Origin of the sequence: Comamonas testosteroni (genome assembly GCF_014076415.1) — a bacterium.
GTDB lineage: Bacteria > Pseudomonadota > Gammaproteobacteria > Burkholderiales > Burkholderiaceae_C > Comamonas > Comamonas testosteroni_F.
The window spans coordinates 4,582,955-4,599,051 of sequence record NZ_CP043568.1 but is presented as its reverse complement, the minus strand read 5'-3'; the positions used below and the strand labels follow the sequence as shown (position 1 = coordinate 4,599,051).

General features: G+C 62.9%; 15 protein-coding genes. 9 read left to right on the top strand and 6 right to left on the bottom strand.

Going from position 1 to position 16,097, the window contains the following annotated elements:
* Positions 1–76: 76 nt before the first annotated feature.
* Complete coding sequence (locus tag F0P97_RS21205) at positions 77–1,036, bottom strand: delta(1)-pyrroline-2-carboxylate reductase family protein (RefSeq protein ID WP_182283988.1); 960 nt, start codon at positions 1,034–1,036, stop codon at positions 77–79.
* Between the two features lie 157 nt (positions 1,037–1,193).
* Between F0P97_RS21205 and F0P97_RS21200 the strand changes: the two genes are divergently transcribed.
* The 3 genes from F0P97_RS21200 (at position 1,194) to F0P97_RS21190 (ending at position 4,139) form a co-directional block, all read left to right on the top strand.
* Positions 1,194–1,490 (top strand): hypothetical protein, encoded by a 297-nt coding sequence (locus F0P97_RS21200; protein ID WP_182283986.1) that lies wholly within the window; start codon positions 1,194–1,196, stop codon positions 1,488–1,490.
* A gap of 143 nt (positions 1,491–1,633) precedes the next feature.
* On the top strand, positions 1,634–2,506 hold the full coding sequence (locus tag F0P97_RS21195) for a neutral zinc metallopeptidase (RefSeq protein ID WP_182283985.1): 873 nt from the start codon (positions 1,634–1,636) through the stop codon (positions 2,504–2,506).
* 211 nt (positions 2,507–2,717) lie between these two features.
* The gene (locus tag F0P97_RS21190) at positions 2,718–4,139 is read left to right on the top strand and encodes a DEAD/DEAH box helicase (protein ID WP_182283983.1); all 1,422 of its coding nucleotides are present in this window, start codon (positions 2,718–2,720) and stop codon (positions 4,137–4,139) included.
* Between the two features lie 60 nt (positions 4,140–4,199).
* On the opposite strand, the gene F0P97_RS21185 is transcribed toward F0P97_RS21190, so the two are convergent.
* Complete coding sequence (locus F0P97_RS21185; protein WP_182283981.1) at positions 4,200–5,054, bottom strand: symmetrical bis(5'-nucleosyl)-tetraphosphatase; 855 nt, start codon at positions 5,052–5,054, stop codon at positions 4,200–4,202.
* A gap of 273 nt (positions 5,055–5,327) precedes the next feature.
* On the opposite strand from F0P97_RS21185, the gene F0P97_RS27725 reads away from it, so the two are divergent.
* The 3 genes from F0P97_RS27725 (at position 5,328) to F0P97_RS21170 (ending at position 8,102) form a co-directional block, all read left to right on the top strand.
* Entirely contained in the window at positions 5,328–5,810 is a 483-nt protein-coding gene (locus tag F0P97_RS27725; protein ID WP_232538004.1) for a hypothetical protein, read from the top strand.
* Between the two features lie 687 nt (positions 5,811–6,497).
* The gene (locus F0P97_RS21175; RefSeq protein ID WP_046461545.1) at positions 6,498–6,788 is read left to right on the top strand and encodes an H-NS family nucleoid-associated regulatory protein; all 291 of its coding nucleotides are present in this window, start codon (positions 6,498–6,500) and stop codon (positions 6,786–6,788) included.
* Positions 6,789–6,911: 123 nt separating this feature from the next.
* Positions 6,912–8,102 carry an FAD-dependent monooxygenase gene (locus tag F0P97_RS21170; protein ID WP_182283979.1) on the top strand — a complete coding sequence of 397 codons (1,191 nt, stop codon included), beginning with the start codon at positions 6,912–6,914 and terminating at the stop codon, positions 8,100–8,102.
* A 61-nt stretch (positions 8,103–8,163) separates the two neighbouring features.
* Here F0P97_RS21170 and F0P97_RS21165 read toward each other — a convergent pair whose 3' ends face one another.
* Both F0P97_RS21165 and kynA read right to left on the bottom strand, forming a co-directional pair.
* Positions 8,164–9,429: an MFS transporter gene (locus F0P97_RS21165; RefSeq protein WP_182283977.1), complete on the bottom strand. Its 1,266-nt coding sequence runs from the start codon at positions 9,427–9,429 to the stop codon at positions 8,164–8,166.
* 114 nt (positions 9,430–9,543) lie between these two features.
* Entirely contained in the window at positions 9,544–10,419 is an 876-nt protein-coding gene (gene kynA, locus F0P97_RS21160; RefSeq protein WP_182283974.1) for a tryptophan 2,3-dioxygenase, read from the bottom strand.
* 155 nt (positions 10,420–10,574) lie between these two features.
* On the opposite strand from kynA, the gene ada reads away from it, so the two are divergent.
* On the top strand, positions 10,575–11,453 hold the full coding sequence (gene ada / locus F0P97_RS21155; RefSeq protein WP_182283972.1) for a bifunctional DNA-binding transcriptional regulator/O6-methylguanine-DNA methyltransferase Ada: 879 nt from the start codon (positions 10,575–10,577) through the stop codon (positions 11,451–11,453).
* Positions 11,454–11,593: 140 nt separating this feature from the next.
* On the top strand, positions 11,594–12,535 hold the full coding sequence (locus tag F0P97_RS21150) for a DNA-3-methyladenine glycosylase family protein (protein WP_182283969.1): 942 nt from the start codon (positions 11,594–11,596) through the stop codon (positions 12,533–12,535).
* Positions 12,536–12,556: 21 nt separating this feature from the next.
* Here F0P97_RS21150 and F0P97_RS21145 read toward each other — a convergent pair whose 3' ends face one another.
* On the bottom strand, positions 12,557–13,132 hold the full coding sequence (locus tag F0P97_RS21145) for a helix-turn-helix domain-containing protein (RefSeq protein ID WP_182283967.1): 576 nt from the start codon (positions 13,130–13,132) through the stop codon (positions 12,557–12,559).
* Between the two features lie 97 nt (positions 13,133–13,229).
* Here F0P97_RS21145 and F0P97_RS21140 point away from each other — a divergent pair, with 97 nt between their 5' ends.
* Positions 13,230–14,639 carry an SLC13 family permease gene (locus F0P97_RS21140; protein ID WP_182283964.1) on the top strand — a complete coding sequence of 470 codons (1,410 nt, stop codon included), beginning with the start codon at positions 13,230–13,232 and terminating at the stop codon, positions 14,637–14,639.
* Between the two features lie 36 nt (positions 14,640–14,675).
* Here F0P97_RS21140 and kynU read toward each other — a convergent pair whose 3' ends face one another.
* Positions 14,676–15,983 (bottom strand): kynureninase, encoded by a 1,308-nt coding sequence (kynU, locus tag F0P97_RS21135; protein WP_182283961.1) that lies wholly within the window; start codon positions 15,981–15,983, stop codon positions 14,676–14,678.
* Between the last annotated feature and the right edge of the window lie 114 nt (positions 15,984–16,097).

Genomic DNA, 16,097 nt, shown 5'->3' with positions numbered 1-16,097 from the left:
AGCAATCCTGGGAATGGATGGATTGCTTATTCATCAATGGCTTGATGCTTCTGAAAAATGAGCAAATGGAGGATGTTCAGGTGGGCTGCCTGAGCAGGTGTTGGCGCAGGGCCAGGCGGGTAGCGGCCAGATCCCAGCCGCCCCAGCCACAGGATTTGAAGAGCACAGGCTTCGTGGAGCGCGACCAGTCCTGATGCACCACGGTGGCCAGCGTGGGCAGGGTGCTCACCTCAATGCCGGCCTGCAGCAGGTCGCCGGCCTCGTGCGCGGCATCGACGGTGTCGACGACGATCTGGCCCTGGTGCAGAAAGCGCCGGCACAACTCGGGATCCAGCTCCGCCATTTGCGGCGTGAAGGCTCCGACGGCGCAGACAAAGGCATCGGGTCTTGCCGCCTCATGCAGCACCACGGCCTGCGCGGGCGTGCAGGTCACAATCAGCGGGCAGTGCCGGGCGGCCTCCTCCAGGTCGTCGGTGATGCGCGCATGCAGACCCAGGTCGCGGGCCTCGTCTGCAAGCCGCTGCGCGCTGCTGGCACTGCGCGAGTGAATCCAGACCTCCTGCGTGCCGAGGCCCTGGGCAAAAGCCTGCATATGGGCGCTGCCCTGCACGCCGGCGCCGACGATGAGCAGCGCGCCTTGAGGCCTGGGGGCCAGGCGGCGCGCTGCCAGCAGCGATACGGCTGCAGTGCGTCTGGCCGTGACGGTGGGGCCGTCCAGAATCAGCTGACGCACTCCTGTTGATGCATCAAAAACCACGATGTCGCCCTGAATGGTAGGTCTGCCCGCCTGGGCATTGCCTGGCGTGAAACTGATGAGCTTGGTCATGACTACCTGGCCATCGGTGGCCGGCATGCAGAACAGGCAATTGCCCGCAGCTGTCGGCATGACGATGCGTGGTGGGACCGAGACATTGCAACTGTTTTGCAGCTGGCGCAAAAGTGCTTCGATCTCATCGGCCAGGGCGGACCATGGCAGCAGTGCGGCAGTGGCGCGGGCGTCCAGAGACGCTGTCGAGGGCTGGGTCTGGGCATTCATGGGCAGTCGTATAGAGGCAGCGGACAAGCCTCTGAGCTTACAGAATTGCAAGCCCGGCCCGATGTTGACCGACAGAATGTCGCTGCACGAACGCTTCTGGCGAAGGCTGCCTGCGCGCACAATAGCCACTGTCTTATCCATCGATTCTGTCGTACACATGTTTGGCTTTTTTCCCCGCTCCGGGCAACGTAAGGACCCTACCTGGACACAAGCGCCTTCCAGCCGTGGTCATGTCGAGCCTGTCTGGCGGGATGGCGGCTCGGCTGCGAGCTATGAGCCCAGCCAGCAGCAGGCAGCTGCACCGCGCAAATCCTCTTCGGTCAAATTCTGGGCATCGGCCGTCCTGGCGGTGGTGGGTCTGCTGGCCGTGGCCTTTCTGTTTCTGAGCATGGTCGATGTGGTGGAGGAGCAGGTGGCCCGCAACCAGCCTCAGTCCACGCCTGCCGGCCGCTGAACACCAGTCCAAACGTCAACAATGCTGCGCTGCAGCTTGACTGGGGCGGCAAAAGCACAGCTTGATACCTCCAGTCGAGGCCGCAACCCTTAATATCGCCACCCGGCGCAGGCCGTGTGCAACACAGCAAAGGAGTAAGCACCATGAGATGGGAAGGTAACCGCGAGTCGGACAACGTCGAGGATCGCCGTGGAGAGGGTGGTGGCGGCGGTGGTTTCCCCATTGGTGGTCGCAGCATCGGCATCGGCACCGTGGTGCTGGCGCTGATTGGTTGGGGCGTATTCGGCATCAACCCGCTGACCACGATTGGCGTTCTCTCCGGTGGTGGCTCGCCCCAGGTGCAGCAGGCTCCGGCGCATCGCCCGGCTGGCGATGACCAGGGGGCCAGGTTTGTCTCCACGGTGCTGGCTTCAACCGAGGATGTCTGGACTCAGATCTTCCGTGAAGGCGGTGCTCAGTATCAGAACCCCAAGCTGGTGCTGTTCACCGGCGTGACGCGCACGGCCTGCGGCACGGGGCAGTCGGCCATGGGGCCGTTTTACTGCCCGGGTGACTACAAGGTCTATCTGGACATGGATTTCTTCAACACCATGAGCCGCCAGCTTGGCGCTCCCGGTGAGTTCGCGCGCGCCTATGTGGTGGCCCACGAGGTCGGCCACCATGTGCAGAACCTGCTCGGCATCTCGGGCAAGGTGGACAGCATGCGGGGCCGTGTCAGCGAGCGCGAGCAAAATGCCATGTCCGTGCGCCTGGAGCTGCAGGCCGACTGTCTGGCCGGCATCTGGGCCAACAAGTCGCAGCAGGCCAAGAGCTGGCTGGAGCAGGGCGATATCGAGTCGGCGATGAATGCCGCACAGCAGATCGGCGACGACAAGCTGCAGCGTGAAGCCACGGGTACGGTGCGCCCCGACAGCTTTACCCACGGCTCCAGCGCCCAGCGTGTGCGCTGGTTCACCCAGGGCTACAAGACCGGCAGCGTCAAGGCCTGCGACACCTTCGCAGCTCAGTCGCTTTGAGCCACAAGCGGGTTTGAGTCAGGCGTGCGCACTGTCACACGCCTTTGTTTTTGGAGCTGCAGAATGTGGAAATCCGGGTTATCCCGATAGATTGCACGGGATATTGGCAAGGCTTCTTACGCGCGAAAACAGAGGGGACGAAGGCTTTTCGTCTGCAGAAAATCACAAAGCCAACGCGAAAAACCCACTCGGTGCGACAATAACGCCCTCAATGACAAGCTCTTTCTCCAATCTTCACTTGGCTGAGCCCCTGGCACGCGCAGTGGCCGACATGGGCTATGAGTCCATGACTCCGATTCAGGCGCAGGCCATTCCGGTGGTATTGACCGGCAAGGACGTCATGGGCGCAGCCCAGACCGGCACAGGCAAGACGGCGGCGTTCTCCCTGCCCCTGCTGCAGCGCCTGATGCGCCATGAAAACGCCTCGGCATCGCCTGCCCGCCATCCGGTGCGTGCCCTGGTGCTGCTGCCCACGCGTGAGCTGGCCGACCAGGTGGCGCAACAGATTGCCTTGTATGCCAAGCACACCAAGCTGCGCAGCACCGTGGTGTTTGGCGGCATGGATATGAAGCCTCAGACCATCGAGCTGAAAAAAGGCGTCGAGGTGCTGGTGGCCACGCCCGGTCGTCTGCTGGACCACATCGAGGCCAAGAATGTGGTGCTCAATCAGGTGGAATATGTGGTGCTGGACGAGGCCGACCGCATGCTGGATATCGGCTTTCTGCCCGATCTGCAGCGTATCCTCTCCTATCTGCCCAAGAGCCGCACCACGCTGCTGTTCTCGGCCACGTTCTCGCCCGAGATCAAGCGTCTGGCCGGCAGCTATCTGCAGGACCCCGTGACCATCGAGGTGGCTCGTCCCAACGAGACGGCGTCCACGGTGGAGCAGCGCTTCTACAAGGTCACGGATGACGACAAGCGGTACGCGATTCGCTCCGTGCTCAAGGAGCGCGACATTCGCCAGGCCTTCATCTTCTCCAACAGCAAGCTGGGTTGTGCGCGTCTGACGCGTGCCCTGGAGCGTGACGGACTGCGTGCCGCCGCACTGCATGGAGACAAGAGCCAGGACGAGCGTCTGAAGGCACTGGAGGCCTTCAAGGCCGGTGAGGTGGATCTGCTGGTCTGTACCGATGTGGCCGCGCGCGGACTGGACATCAAGGACGTGCCCGCCGTGTTCAACTACGACGTGCCTTTCAACGCCGAAGACTATGTGCACCGCATCGGCCGTACCGGTCGCGCCGGTGCATCGGGTCTGGCCGTGACTCTGGTGACCGACCATGACAGCCGCAATGTGGCCGACATCGAAAAGCTCATCAAGAAGAAGATTGAAGTAGAACCCGCGCCCATGCAGGACTTCCGTCCGGCACGCCGCAGCCGCAGCGATGAGGAATATCGTCCTCGTCGCGAACGCGAGTTCGATGCAGCGCCCCGTGGCGGCTATGCGCATCGTCCTTCGCGCATGGCTCAGCGTCCTGGCAACGTGGATCCCTTCTTTGACAAGCCCTACGAGGCCAGCAGCGTGGCCGAGACCGCATCCTGGGACAGTAAGCATGCCGCCCCGGTCAAGAGCGCGAGCATCAAGCCCAAGCGCAAGGTCGCTGCCTTGTTCAGAGCACCTGTAGTGGCTTCCTGAACACCGGGTCGTCGCGCCACAGAAAACGCCTGCGGATGCAGGCGTTTCTTTTTTGAAGCTTCAGCCTTTGGCGCCAGGTACCTGAGCCTGCGGGCACTGCAGCTGTATCAGTTCTCGTTCGTCCATGCGCTCGCCGATTCTCATCATGCTGAGGCAGCCGCCCCAGACGCAACCGGTGTCCATGGCCATCAGATCGGGCCGGTTGATATGGCCCAGCGTGGACCAGTGGCCAAAAGCCATGGGCGTATCGGCAGTGAGCCGGCCCGGCGCATCGAACCAGGGCATCAGTCCTTCGGGCGCGTGATCGGCGGATTCAGCGCTCTCGAAGTCCATGACGCCGTCAGCACTGCAAAAACGCAGACGGGTGAAGGCGTTGACGATGCATCGCAGTCTGTCATCGCCTTGCAGGTCGGCGGACCAGCGATCGGGCTGGTTGCCATACATATTCTGCAAAAAGTGCACATGGTCGGCATGCTGGAGCACGGTCTGAACTTCGGTGCTCAAGGCCATTGCATCCTGCACACCCCATTGAGGAAGTACGCCGGCATGCACCATGAGAAGGTTCTCACCCAGCGCATTGGTGTGCAAGCGGGCCAGAGGCTGCAGGCGCAGCCAGTGCAGCAGGGTATCGCAATCGGGTGCGCTCAGAACCTGGGCCAGAGTGTCGCGCTTGCTTTGACGGCGAAGGCCTCGGGCTGCAGCCAGCAGGTGCAGGTCGTGATTGCCGAGCAGAGGGCGAATGGCATCGCCGGCCTGCATGCAGCGGCGCAATACTTCGGCGGATTTGGGGCCGCGATTGACAAGGTCGCCGAGCACGTAAAGTGTGTCCCGACTTGCGGAAAAATCCACGGTTTGCAATAAGCGCTCGAAGGCGTCATCGCAGCCCTGGATGTCTCCGATACAGTAAAGTGCCATGGTCTTCTTTCTGGTGGACGAGTCAGGGATTTTCTGCTGTTTGCATTGCTGACACCGCTAGGCGGGGTGTATGTGGCGTCGAAATTGGCACTGGCCTTGCGGTTGCAGGGCAAGATTGCCGGCTTTGGCAAAGCTCGTGAGCAAGGGGGCCCAAGCTGTGGTGGAGTTGCTTGAGAGTCCACACAGTTTCTGTCTTTCGTACAGTTGGGAATTACCTCCATCGGGCGCCCAACGGTATTTGGGTGGTGTTGCGATCAGCGATGGATTGGCCGTTTGGCTGATATCTCCGGGAATATAGGAAAAGACAGCAGACATTTCGGCAACGACTGTCGTCGTAAATGCTATTACATTTATAACGATTATCTTCCGGGTACGGGCTCAAAAGCGTTTCGGGCTGCCCTGTCGGGAGCTGGTTTCGGCATAGCAAGACGCTCCGTGGTCTGGGTTGCATCTATCGCAAAGCCCTTTGTGCGTTTGTTGTCATTTTCAACGCATGTCATATTGACTTTTCTACGGATTAATGAGTTCGCCTGCCCAGCAATGACCGAGCAAGAAATCGCAGCTGGTTTGGAGCAAGGGGGAAGTGGGTTTGAAGGAAGCGCATGGACATCAGGTAGCACAAGCATATTTCATTTGGACGTTATTTATATGGCATATTTGATGTCTGTTTTGTCGATATGTATGGCATTGGTGGCGAAATGGCGATATTTCGGGTTCTGCAGGCCCGTGCCTGACGGTGCCCGGATGGAGAGATGAGAAGACCTTCCTGGTTCATGTAACCCGCGGCTCGCCGGACGAGATACAGGCATCATCGGCTTGCCCAGGAAGCAGGTAGCCGGTAAGAAATTGCAGGACCTGCAGTGGTAGCAGGTGCTGGCTTCGAAATTTTTGCCTGAAACTCTGTGCGGGATGGCATGGCTTGATCAGCTGAGCGCCAAAGTTGGGCGTGGTGTTTGTCATCGAGAAATATGAGGTGCTGCAGAGCATCACCACACCGCGTGACTGGCTCTAAATCGGTGCCGGAGAGCTTTGCTCCTTGGAGGAGGCTGAGGCCTGTGCAACTCGCAGAGAAGACGGATTCTGGCTGCTTGAGGGTCTGCTGGCTATTCCTGAATTGAAGGCCAGGCTGACTATTGGAGTATTGCGAGACGAAGGCTGGGGAGATCCATAACACGTTGGCCGGTTTATTCTCCGCCCAGGCAGTCATTGGTCCGTTCTGGGCGAGAAGGTCTTGTGTGGCGGCTGGATATTCGAGGCGGTTGATCTGGATGAAAGCGGATCGCCAAGATATTGGCGGTTCCGGAGGCGGTATAGCTATTTATTAACACGTAGTTGCATTTTATAAATATTCTGAATTGTGGTTTTTGCTTACTCGGAAAATCATGAATTTGAAATTCCGGCATTTATAATGAAGTCACTTTAATCAACCAAGAAGCGCAAATCATGAGCACTTACAAGGAACTCCTGAAGCAGAGAGAAGAGCTGGAACAGCAAATCAACGAAGCTCGTTCGCGTGAACTGGCTGAAGCTGTGAGCAAGGTTCGCAGCCTGATTGCCGAGTACGGCTTGACTGCTGAAGATGTCTTTCCTCCTGCTCGTGCGCGCTCTTCCGCCAATGCGGGCGCCAAGGTGGCCCCCAAGTATCGTGATCCTGCAACGGGTCAGACTTGGACCGGTCGTGGCAAGCCGCCAAAGTGGATTGCAGACCAGGATCGCGAAAAGTTCGCTATTTGATCTGCTGTTTGCGCACGTTGAAAGAGCCCGCCTTGGCGGGCTTTTTTCATGGCTGCAAGGTTTGCGGCAGCGCAAACCAAAGTTCTCCTCGATGCTGGCGACTAAGCGGCACAATAAGAGTCCATGAACAAGCAGGTGTTGATTGCGGGTGGCGGTATTGGCGGTCTGGCAGCAGCCATTGCGGCGGTGCGGGCTGACTGGGATGTGCGCCTGTTCGAGCGTGCGGCGCAGTTTTCCGAAGTTGGAGCCGGTATTCAGCTGGGACCCAATGTGGTGCGCTGTCTTCAGGCATGGGGGCTGCAGCGATCGTTGCAGCAGGTCGTGGCCTGCCCTTTGTCCTTGCGAGCCTGCAATGCCGTGACGGGGCAAGAGCTGGGGCGATTGCCCTTGGGCGCAGACATGGTGCAGCGCTATGGGGCCAGCTACCTCACCATTCATCGCGCCGACCTGCACCAGATTCTGCTGGAGGCCTTGCAGGCTCTGCCAGAGGCTCACCTCAACCTCGACCAGTGCGTCAGCAGCTATAGCCAGCAGGACGGTGTGGTCACTATTCGTACCAGTGCCGGCAAGCTCATCGAGGGCGATGCCCTGATCGGCGCCGATGGCGTGCGCAGCGCCGTGCGTGCACAGATGCTGGGCGATGGCCCGCCGCGTGTGACCGGACATCTGGCCTACCGTGCCCTGGTGCATCAGGCCAATCTGCCCAAGCGCTTGCGCACCAGCGAGGTCACGGCCTGGATGGGGCCGCAATTGCATGCCATTCAGTACCCCGTGCGCCGGGGCGAGCTGCAGAATCTGGTGGTCATTGTGCAGGGGCCGGCCCCCGAGGATCTGGACAACTGGGATCACTCGGCCAATCTGCCCGATCTGCTGCAGCATCTTCAGGGCGCATGTGGTTACCTGCAGGATCTGGTTCAACATGTTCCCGATGTGGGTGGTGAATGGCGTTTGTGGCCGGTGGCCGACCGGCAGCCGGTGTCGTCAGAGACCCAGATGGCGCAGGGCCTTGTAGCCCTGCTGGGCGATGCGGCCCATCCCATGCGTCCCTATCTGGCGCAGGGTGCGGGCATGGCCATCGAGGATGCAGCCGAGTTGCAGGGCGCTCTGTCCATGCATGATCTGGATGTCAGTCTGCGGCTGCGCCGCTATGCGTTGAATCGCTGGCAGCGCAATGCCAGGGTGCAGGAACGCTCGCTGCGCAATGGCCGGATCTTCCATGCGACAGGGCCTATTCGCTGGGGTCGCGATCTGTCGCTGCGCGCCCTGGGCGGGCGCATCATGGATGTGCCCTGGCTGTATGAGGGCGCGCTCTAGCGACAGGTCACCATAACCGGGATGGTCTTCGCGCCGGTGCCTGCCTGTCAGATAGATTGCTTCAGTGGCTGGCCTTGAGCAGCAGCGGCGAAGGCTTGATGAGCTGGTAAGCCAGCACACCGCTGCCCAGCATGGCGGCAATCATCAGCATCACGGCCTGATAGATGTCGGCATTCTGGCGTTCCGCAACGCCTGCAACCAGGCCGGACAGCCACTGCATGAGCGCGGCTCCGAGAAACATGGCCATGGTGAAGATGGACAGCGCGCGTCCCGTCGTGGCCGGTGGGTAGGAGGAGCGCACATCGGCATAGATCAGCGTGCCATAGCCTGAAAGCACACTCATGACCAGCAGCAGCAGCACGCTGCCTACGGATTGATGGACCAGGGCCAGTGCTACAAAAACGGCGGCCATGAGCAGCGCAAAGCGTGCAATGCGCTGGCGGCGCCTGGCCGGACCGGGGTCCAGCCGGCCGAACATGGAAGGCACGAACAGCGAAATGACGGAGCAGGCCAGTGCCACATTGCCGGTCGTGACCAATGAAAACTGGTAGCGGTCCATCAGCATGGGACTGAGCCAGAGGCCGCGTACGGTGAGAAACGAGGCATAGCTGACCATGCCCAGCAGCACAATGCCCCAGGTATGGGGCAGCAGCAGCAGGCTGCCAAAACCTTGCAGTGCCTGCATGAAGCCGGGCTTGGGCTGGGAGTCCCCGGGAAGCGCGGGCTCGTGCACCTTGAAGAAAATCAGCAGCCAGGACAGCGCACTCAGCACCGCCAGCAGCGCAAAGCCGGCGCGCCAGCCCATATGCTGAACCAGCCAGGCCATGGGCGTGCCGGTAAACAGCAGGCCCAGTCCACCCAGGCCAAGGCCTATGCCCGAGAGGTAGGCAAATTTGTCGGCCGGAAAGTGGCGCGCGATAAACATGGTGCTGGCCAGAAAGGCGGGCGAGCAGCCCACGCCGATCAGCAGCTGGCCCAGCATCAGCCAGGAGTAGCTGGGTGCGAGTGCGGACAGTGCGGCGCCCGCAATCGACAGCGGAAAGGCCAGCAGCACGGTACGGCGCAAGCCGTAGATATCCATGCCTATGCCCATGAGCAGCTGGGCCACGCCGAAGGACAGCGCAAACAGCCCGGCAAACGAGCCCAGCGACTGCGCGGAGAGGCCAAAGTCCGTGCGCAGACCATCGGCGATGACGGAGGTGACCGTTCTGAAGGCCTGGCTCAGCGCAAAGCCCGTGAGCAGGCAGACCAGCATGGCCCAGGCGGAAGAGTCGGGTTTTGGACTGGTGTTCGGCCCTGGCGGGACGGCGCTGTGATCGGAGGGCATGGGCAGTTGGTTGCGATGTTAGGTTTTGCACGGAGCCTAAAGAATTCAGGCTGCCCGCGCTGTCACGAAAGAGCAGCAGGGGCAGCCTGAATGGCGATGGCCTTGATGGCCGGCTTAGAGCTCGGTGCGCAGGCTCCAGATCTCGGGGAACAGCACCACGTCCAGCATCTTCTTGAGGTAGCTCACTCCACCGGTGCCGCCCGTGCCGCGCTTGAAGCCGATGACGCGCTCCACCGTGGTCAGGTGGCGGAAGCGCCAGAGACGGAAGGCATCTTCGATATCGGCCAGCTTTTCGCCCAACTGGTACAGATCCCAATACTTGTGCGGGTCGCGGTAGACGGTGATCCAGGCCTGTTTCACGCCCTCGCTGGCTTCATAGGGCTGGGTCCAGTCGCGCTGCAGGCGGTCGGCAGGCACGGCGATGCCTTCGCGCGCCAGCAACTGCAGGGCCACGTCGTACAGCGACGGCGATTCGTAGGCAGCCTGTACCTGGGCCAGCAGGTCCGAGCGATGTGCGTGGGGCTGGAGCATGGCCGCATTCTTGTTGCCCAGCGCAAACTCGATACAGCGGTACTGGTAGCTCTGAAAGCCGCTGGAGTTGGCCAGATAGGGACGCATGGCCGAGTACTCGGGCGGCGTCATGGTGGACAGCACGGTCCAGGCGCTGACCAGCTGTTCCATGATGCGCGAGACGCGAGCCAGCATCTTGAAGGCATCGGGCTTGGTCTCGCCCGAGGCATTGGCAATGGCTGCCGTAGCCGCGCGCACCTCGTGCAGCATCAGCTTCATCCACAGCTCGCTGGTCTGGTGCTGCACGATGAACAGCATCTCGTCATGGGCAGGCGACAGCGGGTGCTGGGCCGTGAGAATCTGGTCCAGATGCAGATAGTCGCCATAGCTCATGTCACGGCTGAAGTCGAGCTGGGCTTTCTCGTCGCGGACGATGGCGGCGCCGCCATGCATAGGGCAGCCGGAGGATTCATTCGTCATGGTGAAGTCATTGTTGATGGACAGGTGCGCGCAGCGTAACCGAATCCGGGCACACAAAGCCTGCAAGAACGTGGATGCAAGCTGCCATAGCTTTGCGTAAAGTCAGGCCAGACACAGACCGATGACAGAAAACGCACTCCGCCGAGATTCACGCCATGCCCAGTCCTCTGCCTTCCACCGCCGCTGCAAATTCGCAAACCGATGAGCGCATGATCCAGTGCTGCCGCTGGCTGGAGAGCGAGGAGCCCATGCCCGCTCTGGAAGAACTGGCGCAGCGCCTGGGGCTCAGTCCCTGGCAGTTGCACCGCAACTTCAAGCGCGCCACGGGGCTCACGCCCAAGGCCTATGCCAAGGCCTATCGCGGCAGGCATGTGCGTGCCGCGCTGGCGCAGGAGGCCAGCGAGTCGGTCACCGATGCGGCCTATCTGAGCGGTTATGAAGCCAGCAGCAGCTTCTACAAGGACGCACCGGCCATGCTGGGCATGGCGCCGCAGTCCTATCGCAAGCGCGGGCAGAACCAGCGTATCCGCTTTGCGCTTGCCGAATGCTCGCTGGGCAGCCTGCTGGTGGCCAGCACCGACAAGGGCGTGTGCTGCGTGCTGCTTGGCGATGACCCGCATGCGCTGGTGGACGATCTGCAGCAGCGTTTTGCGGCGGCGCAACTGATCGGAGCCGATGCCCAGTATGAGCAGACCGTGGCCCAGGTGGTGGCGCTGATGGAGCAGCCCAGGCTGGGGCTGGCCCTGCCGCTGGATATTCAGGGCACGGCGTTTCAGCAGCGCGTGTGGCAGGCGCTGCAGAGCATTCCGGCCGGCCAGACCGTCAGCTACAGCGAACTGGCCCGGCAGCTGGGGCAGCCGAGCGCCACGCGGGCCGTCGCCAGCGCGGTGGCTGCCAACCCGATTGCCGTGGCCGTACCCTGCCATCGCGTGCTGCGCAACGACGGCAGCATCTCGGGCTATCGCTGGGGTGTGGAGCGCAAGCGTGCGCTGCTGCTGCGCGAGGCCCAGCAGGCCCAAATCAAGCTCTCTTAAAGAGAGCTGCTATCGCATGCTCTTCAATGTTTCTGAATGGATATCTATCTGAAACCATTGATTGATGAGCGACAGCAGCTATTAAGTTCACGAATGAGGCACAGGCGCGCTACGGCGCTGCCCGTGTGATAGAAAACCGCATGCTGCTTGAAGTCTCCATTGCCCTGCCCGCGCGTTACCGCTTTGACGAATTCGTGCATTTCCATGATCGCGACGAGCAGCAACTGGCCGAACGGGTCGATGCCGGAGCGCACAGCCTGCACAAGGCCATCATGTGGAAACGCAGCCCCGCCCTGCTGCAGCTGCAATGGCAGACCGGACAGGTGCAGGCCAGCTTGCATGCAGCGCAGGCAGAGCCGGCCGAGGCAGACCGGGCTGTGCTGCAAGCCATGGTGAAACGCATGCTGGGGCTGATCTACGGGCCCGACCAGCTGGAGCAGGCGCATGGTGATCACCGCGAGCTGGGAGTGCTGCTGTCGCGCCAGGTCGGCCTGCATGTGCCCGGCTCGCCCACGCCCTTCGAGGCGCTGACCTGGGCCATCACCGGCCAGCAGATCACGGTGGCCGTGGCCGTTTCGCTGCGGCGCAAGCTGATAGCGCTGGCGGGCGAGCCGCTGGCGCAATGCGGGGGCATGCCGGCCCTGCACGCTTATCCCGATGCACAGCGCGTGGCGGCCTTGGGGCTGGACGCGCTGCGCGGTGCGGGCTTTTCCCAGGCCAAGGCCCAGACCCTGCTGGCCGTGGCCCAGGCCGTCGCCGACGATAGCCTGCCGCTGGACGACTGGGCCGCCCGCAGCGCCGCCGGGCGCTGGAGCGAGGAGGATGTGGCCGCTGCCTCGGCGCAATTGCTGGCGGTCAAGGGCATAGGGCCGTGGACGGTGAATTACACCTTGCTGCGCGGCTATGGCTGGCCTGACGGCAGCTTGCACGGCGATGTGGCGGTACGCCGGGCCATAGGCCTGCTCACGGGTGGCGCCAAACCCGATGCGCGCGCCGCCAGCGACTGGCTGGAGCAGTTCAGGCCCTGGCGCGCGCTGGTGGCCGCGCACCTCTGGGCCTCGCTGGCCGACAGCGCCTATTGAGAGGCGACAGGCGGCAGCGCTTCAGAGCGTTGGCGACAGCACCAGCAGCAGCAGGCGTGCGGGCTGGCCCGAGGCGTTGGCCAGCTGGTGCTCGCTGTCCACCACCAGCGTGGCCGTGTCGCCCGCATGCAGCAGTACCTGCTCCTGGGCGGTGAAGACTTCGATGCTGCCTTCGAGAACGTGAAAGACCTCGCGTGTGCCTGCGCGATGGGCCGCGAAATGGCTGGAGACGGCATGCGGTGGAAAGCGGTAATGCACGAGGTTCACACCCGCGCTGGGGCTGGCCAGGGCCAGGCGCTCCACGCCGCTGGTCTCGTCGACAAAGCGCAGATTCTCGCCGGCTCGCGTGATCTGCGCACTGGGCGCGCTTTGCACCAGCTCGCCCAGCTCGCAGCCCAGACCTTGTGCAATCGCCATGGCATTGCGCAGGCTGGTGGCCAGCAGACCGCGCTCCACGCGCGATAGCGCGCCCGGCGAAACACCGCTGGCCTGGGCCAGCTGATCCAGTGTGATGCCCAACTGGGCGCGGCGCGCGCGGACGGCGGCGCCGAAAAGCGCATCCTGCTCCGATGCCTGCGATGCGGTGGTGGAGTTCAAGTCTGGCTCCTTGTCATGGCGTCTGTTCTTGTGTTGAAAATTTTCCTATGAGAAAATAATTTTGCGTATAGGAAATTATTTTTCGAGGATGAATGCAATGTACATGTTTATCAGTGCCTTGCCCGTGGCCACCGTCATCGCCGTCCTGCTGGCGGGCTGGCGCTCGCTGCATGCCGCAGCGCTGGGCGTGGCGGTGGCGCTGCTGGTGATTGCCGCAGCCTTTGCGCAGCCCGCTTCAGCATGGCTGGCCGCGGGCATGCACTGGGCGCCGGTGCTGCTGGAAGTGCTGCTGATCGTGGCCGGCGGGCTGCTGCTGTCCGAGGTGCTGCGCGCGTCGGGAGCGCAGAAGGCCCTGGCCGACTGGCTGCTGGCCAGGGCCGGCAGCGGCACGGGCGCCGTGCTGCTGGTGGTGCATGGCATCACGCCGTTTGCCGAGTCGGTCACCGGCTTTGGCGTGGGCGTGACCATAGGCATACCGCTGCTCGCCCACTTCGGGCTGTCGCCGCGCAAGGTGGTGCTGATCGGCCTGCTGGGCCTTTGCGCCGTTCCCTGGGGCTCCATGGGGCCGGGGACTCTGGTGGCGGCCACCATGGCAGGTCTGCCGTTCAAGGAACTGGGTCAGGCTTCGGCCCTGGTCAGCGTGATTCCGTTTGTCATCACCGGCATGGCGGCGGCGGCTCTGGCGAGTGCGCCGGGGCGTCGCTGGCCGGCTCTGCTGCAGGGCCTGCTGTCGGGTCTGTCTCTGACGGCGGCCGTGGCCTTGATGAATACCCTTGCCGGCACGGCGCCCGCGGGGGCGCTCGGTGCTTTGCTGGTTGTGGGCTGGCATCTGCTGCGCCTGCGCGTGTCGCGGGCGGACGCGGGCAAGCCGCCCCTGAGCGCACCGGGGCGGCGTGCGCTGGCCGCCTATGCGCTGCTGCTGGGCGGCGTGCTGGCGGCCGCAGCGCTGCTGCGCGTCCTGGATCTGCCTGCTGCCTGGCATGGGCTGGCTTCGCCGGGACTGTGGCTGTTGGTGGCGGCAGCTTTTTTCACGCGATGTCGGCCGGCGCGCCCATCGCTGGCAAAGGTCTGGCGCTCCTGGCTGCAGGTGGCACCGGTCACGGCGCTGTTCATTGTGCTGGGCGTGCTGATGGCGGTTTCGGGCATGGCCGCGCAGCTGGCGCAGGCGCTGGCCGGCAGCGGGCCGCTGTATCTGCTGGCTGCACCGTTTGTGGGAGCGCTGGGCGGCTTTGTGACCGGCTCCAATACCGGGGCCAATGCCATGTTTGCGGCCACGCAGGCCGAGATCGCCCTTGCACTGGGCGCGCCGCTGCTGCCATTCATGGCGGTGCACAACGTCAGTGCCTCGCTGCTGCTCATGGCTTCGCCCGGCAAGGTGGAGATGGCGGTGCAACTGCTGGCGCAAGGCGCTGCCCAGCGGCGCTGGGTGCAGCAAAGCGTGCTGATGCTGGACCTGGCCGCCGTGGCGCTGATGGGCGTACTCAATTGGAGCTGGGCGCGGGCCTGAGCGGATGCCGGCCGGCCTGTGCCCGGGCCTAAGCCCTCAGGTCACGGCGTGCACGGTATTGAACTCGGGCCGTTGCCATTCGCCCGATTCCAGTACCTGGCGCAGATGCTCGACGGCATTCCAGACATCGGCAAAGCCCACATACAGCGGCGTGAAGCCGAAGCGCAGAATGTCCTTGTGCCTGCCCGTGCCGCCGTCGCCCTTGCGGAAGTCGCCGATCACGCCGCGTGCAATCAGCGCCTGGACAATCGCGTAGGCGCCGCTGCCCTGGCCGTCCAGGCCCAGGCCTTCCTCCCGGGTCAGGCAGACCTGGGAGCCGCGTGCCGCATGCTCGCGCGGTGTCGCCAGACCCAGGCCATGGCCCTGGCAGCGCTCTTGCACGAGCTGGATGAACAGATCGGTCAGCGCCAGCGATTTCTTGCGCAGCGCGGTCATGCCGCCGAAAGCCTCGGCCTCGGTATAGATGTCGACACCGCACTGCAGCACGCTCATGCTGATCATGGGCTGGGTGCCGCAGAGATAGCGCTGGATACCCTGGGCGGGGTGGTAGTCGGGCACGAACTTGAAGGGCTCGGCGTGGCCGAACCAGCCCGACAGCGGTTGCCAGAAGCGGTTGATCAGGCGAGGATGCGCCCAGACAAAGGCCGGCGCACCGGGGCCGCCGTTGAGGTATTTGTAGCTGCAGCCCACGGCGAAGTCGGCATCGGCGCCCTTGAGGTCCACGGGCACGGCACCTGCACTGTGGCACAGATCCCAGACGCAGAGAATGCCTTTGGCATGGGCGGCGGCCGTCACGGCTGCCATATCGTGCATGGCACCCGTGCGGTAGTTGACATGGGTGAGCATGGAGATCGCCACATCGGTCTGCAGCGCGCCGGCGATTTCCTCGGGCTCGAGCAGCACCAGCTCCAGGCCGTATTCCTGGCAGACGGACTGGGCGATATAGAGATCGGTGGGGAAGTTGCTGCGCTCGCTGATCAGCTTCTTGCGGCCGGGCGCATCTTCGCGGGCGATGCGTGCGGCAGCGCTCAGCACCTTGTAGAGATTGATGGAGGTGGTGTCGGTGAACACCAGCTCGCCCTGGCCCACGCCCAGCCAGGGTGCGAACTGGTTGCCCAGGCGCTCGGGCAGCGTGATCCAGCCGGCCTTGTTCCAGGAGGTGATGAGGTCCTGGCCCCATTCCTGCGTCACCACTTCGGCCACACGCGCGGCGGCGGCCTTGGGCTGGGCGCCCAGGGAGTTGCCGTCCAGGTAGATCACGCCCTGGGGCAGGGCAAAGCGCTCGCGCAGCGCGCGCAGCGGGTCCTGGGTGTCCAGAGCCTGGCAGTCTTGCAAAGTGGTCATTGTCTTCCTTCTCTCATTTTGATAGCTACTGACGATGATTGTGTCTACGTCAGAGCCGGTTCTGATTCAAATATGGCTGGACTTGTATTCGTCCATGGTGTCCGAGACTGGAGC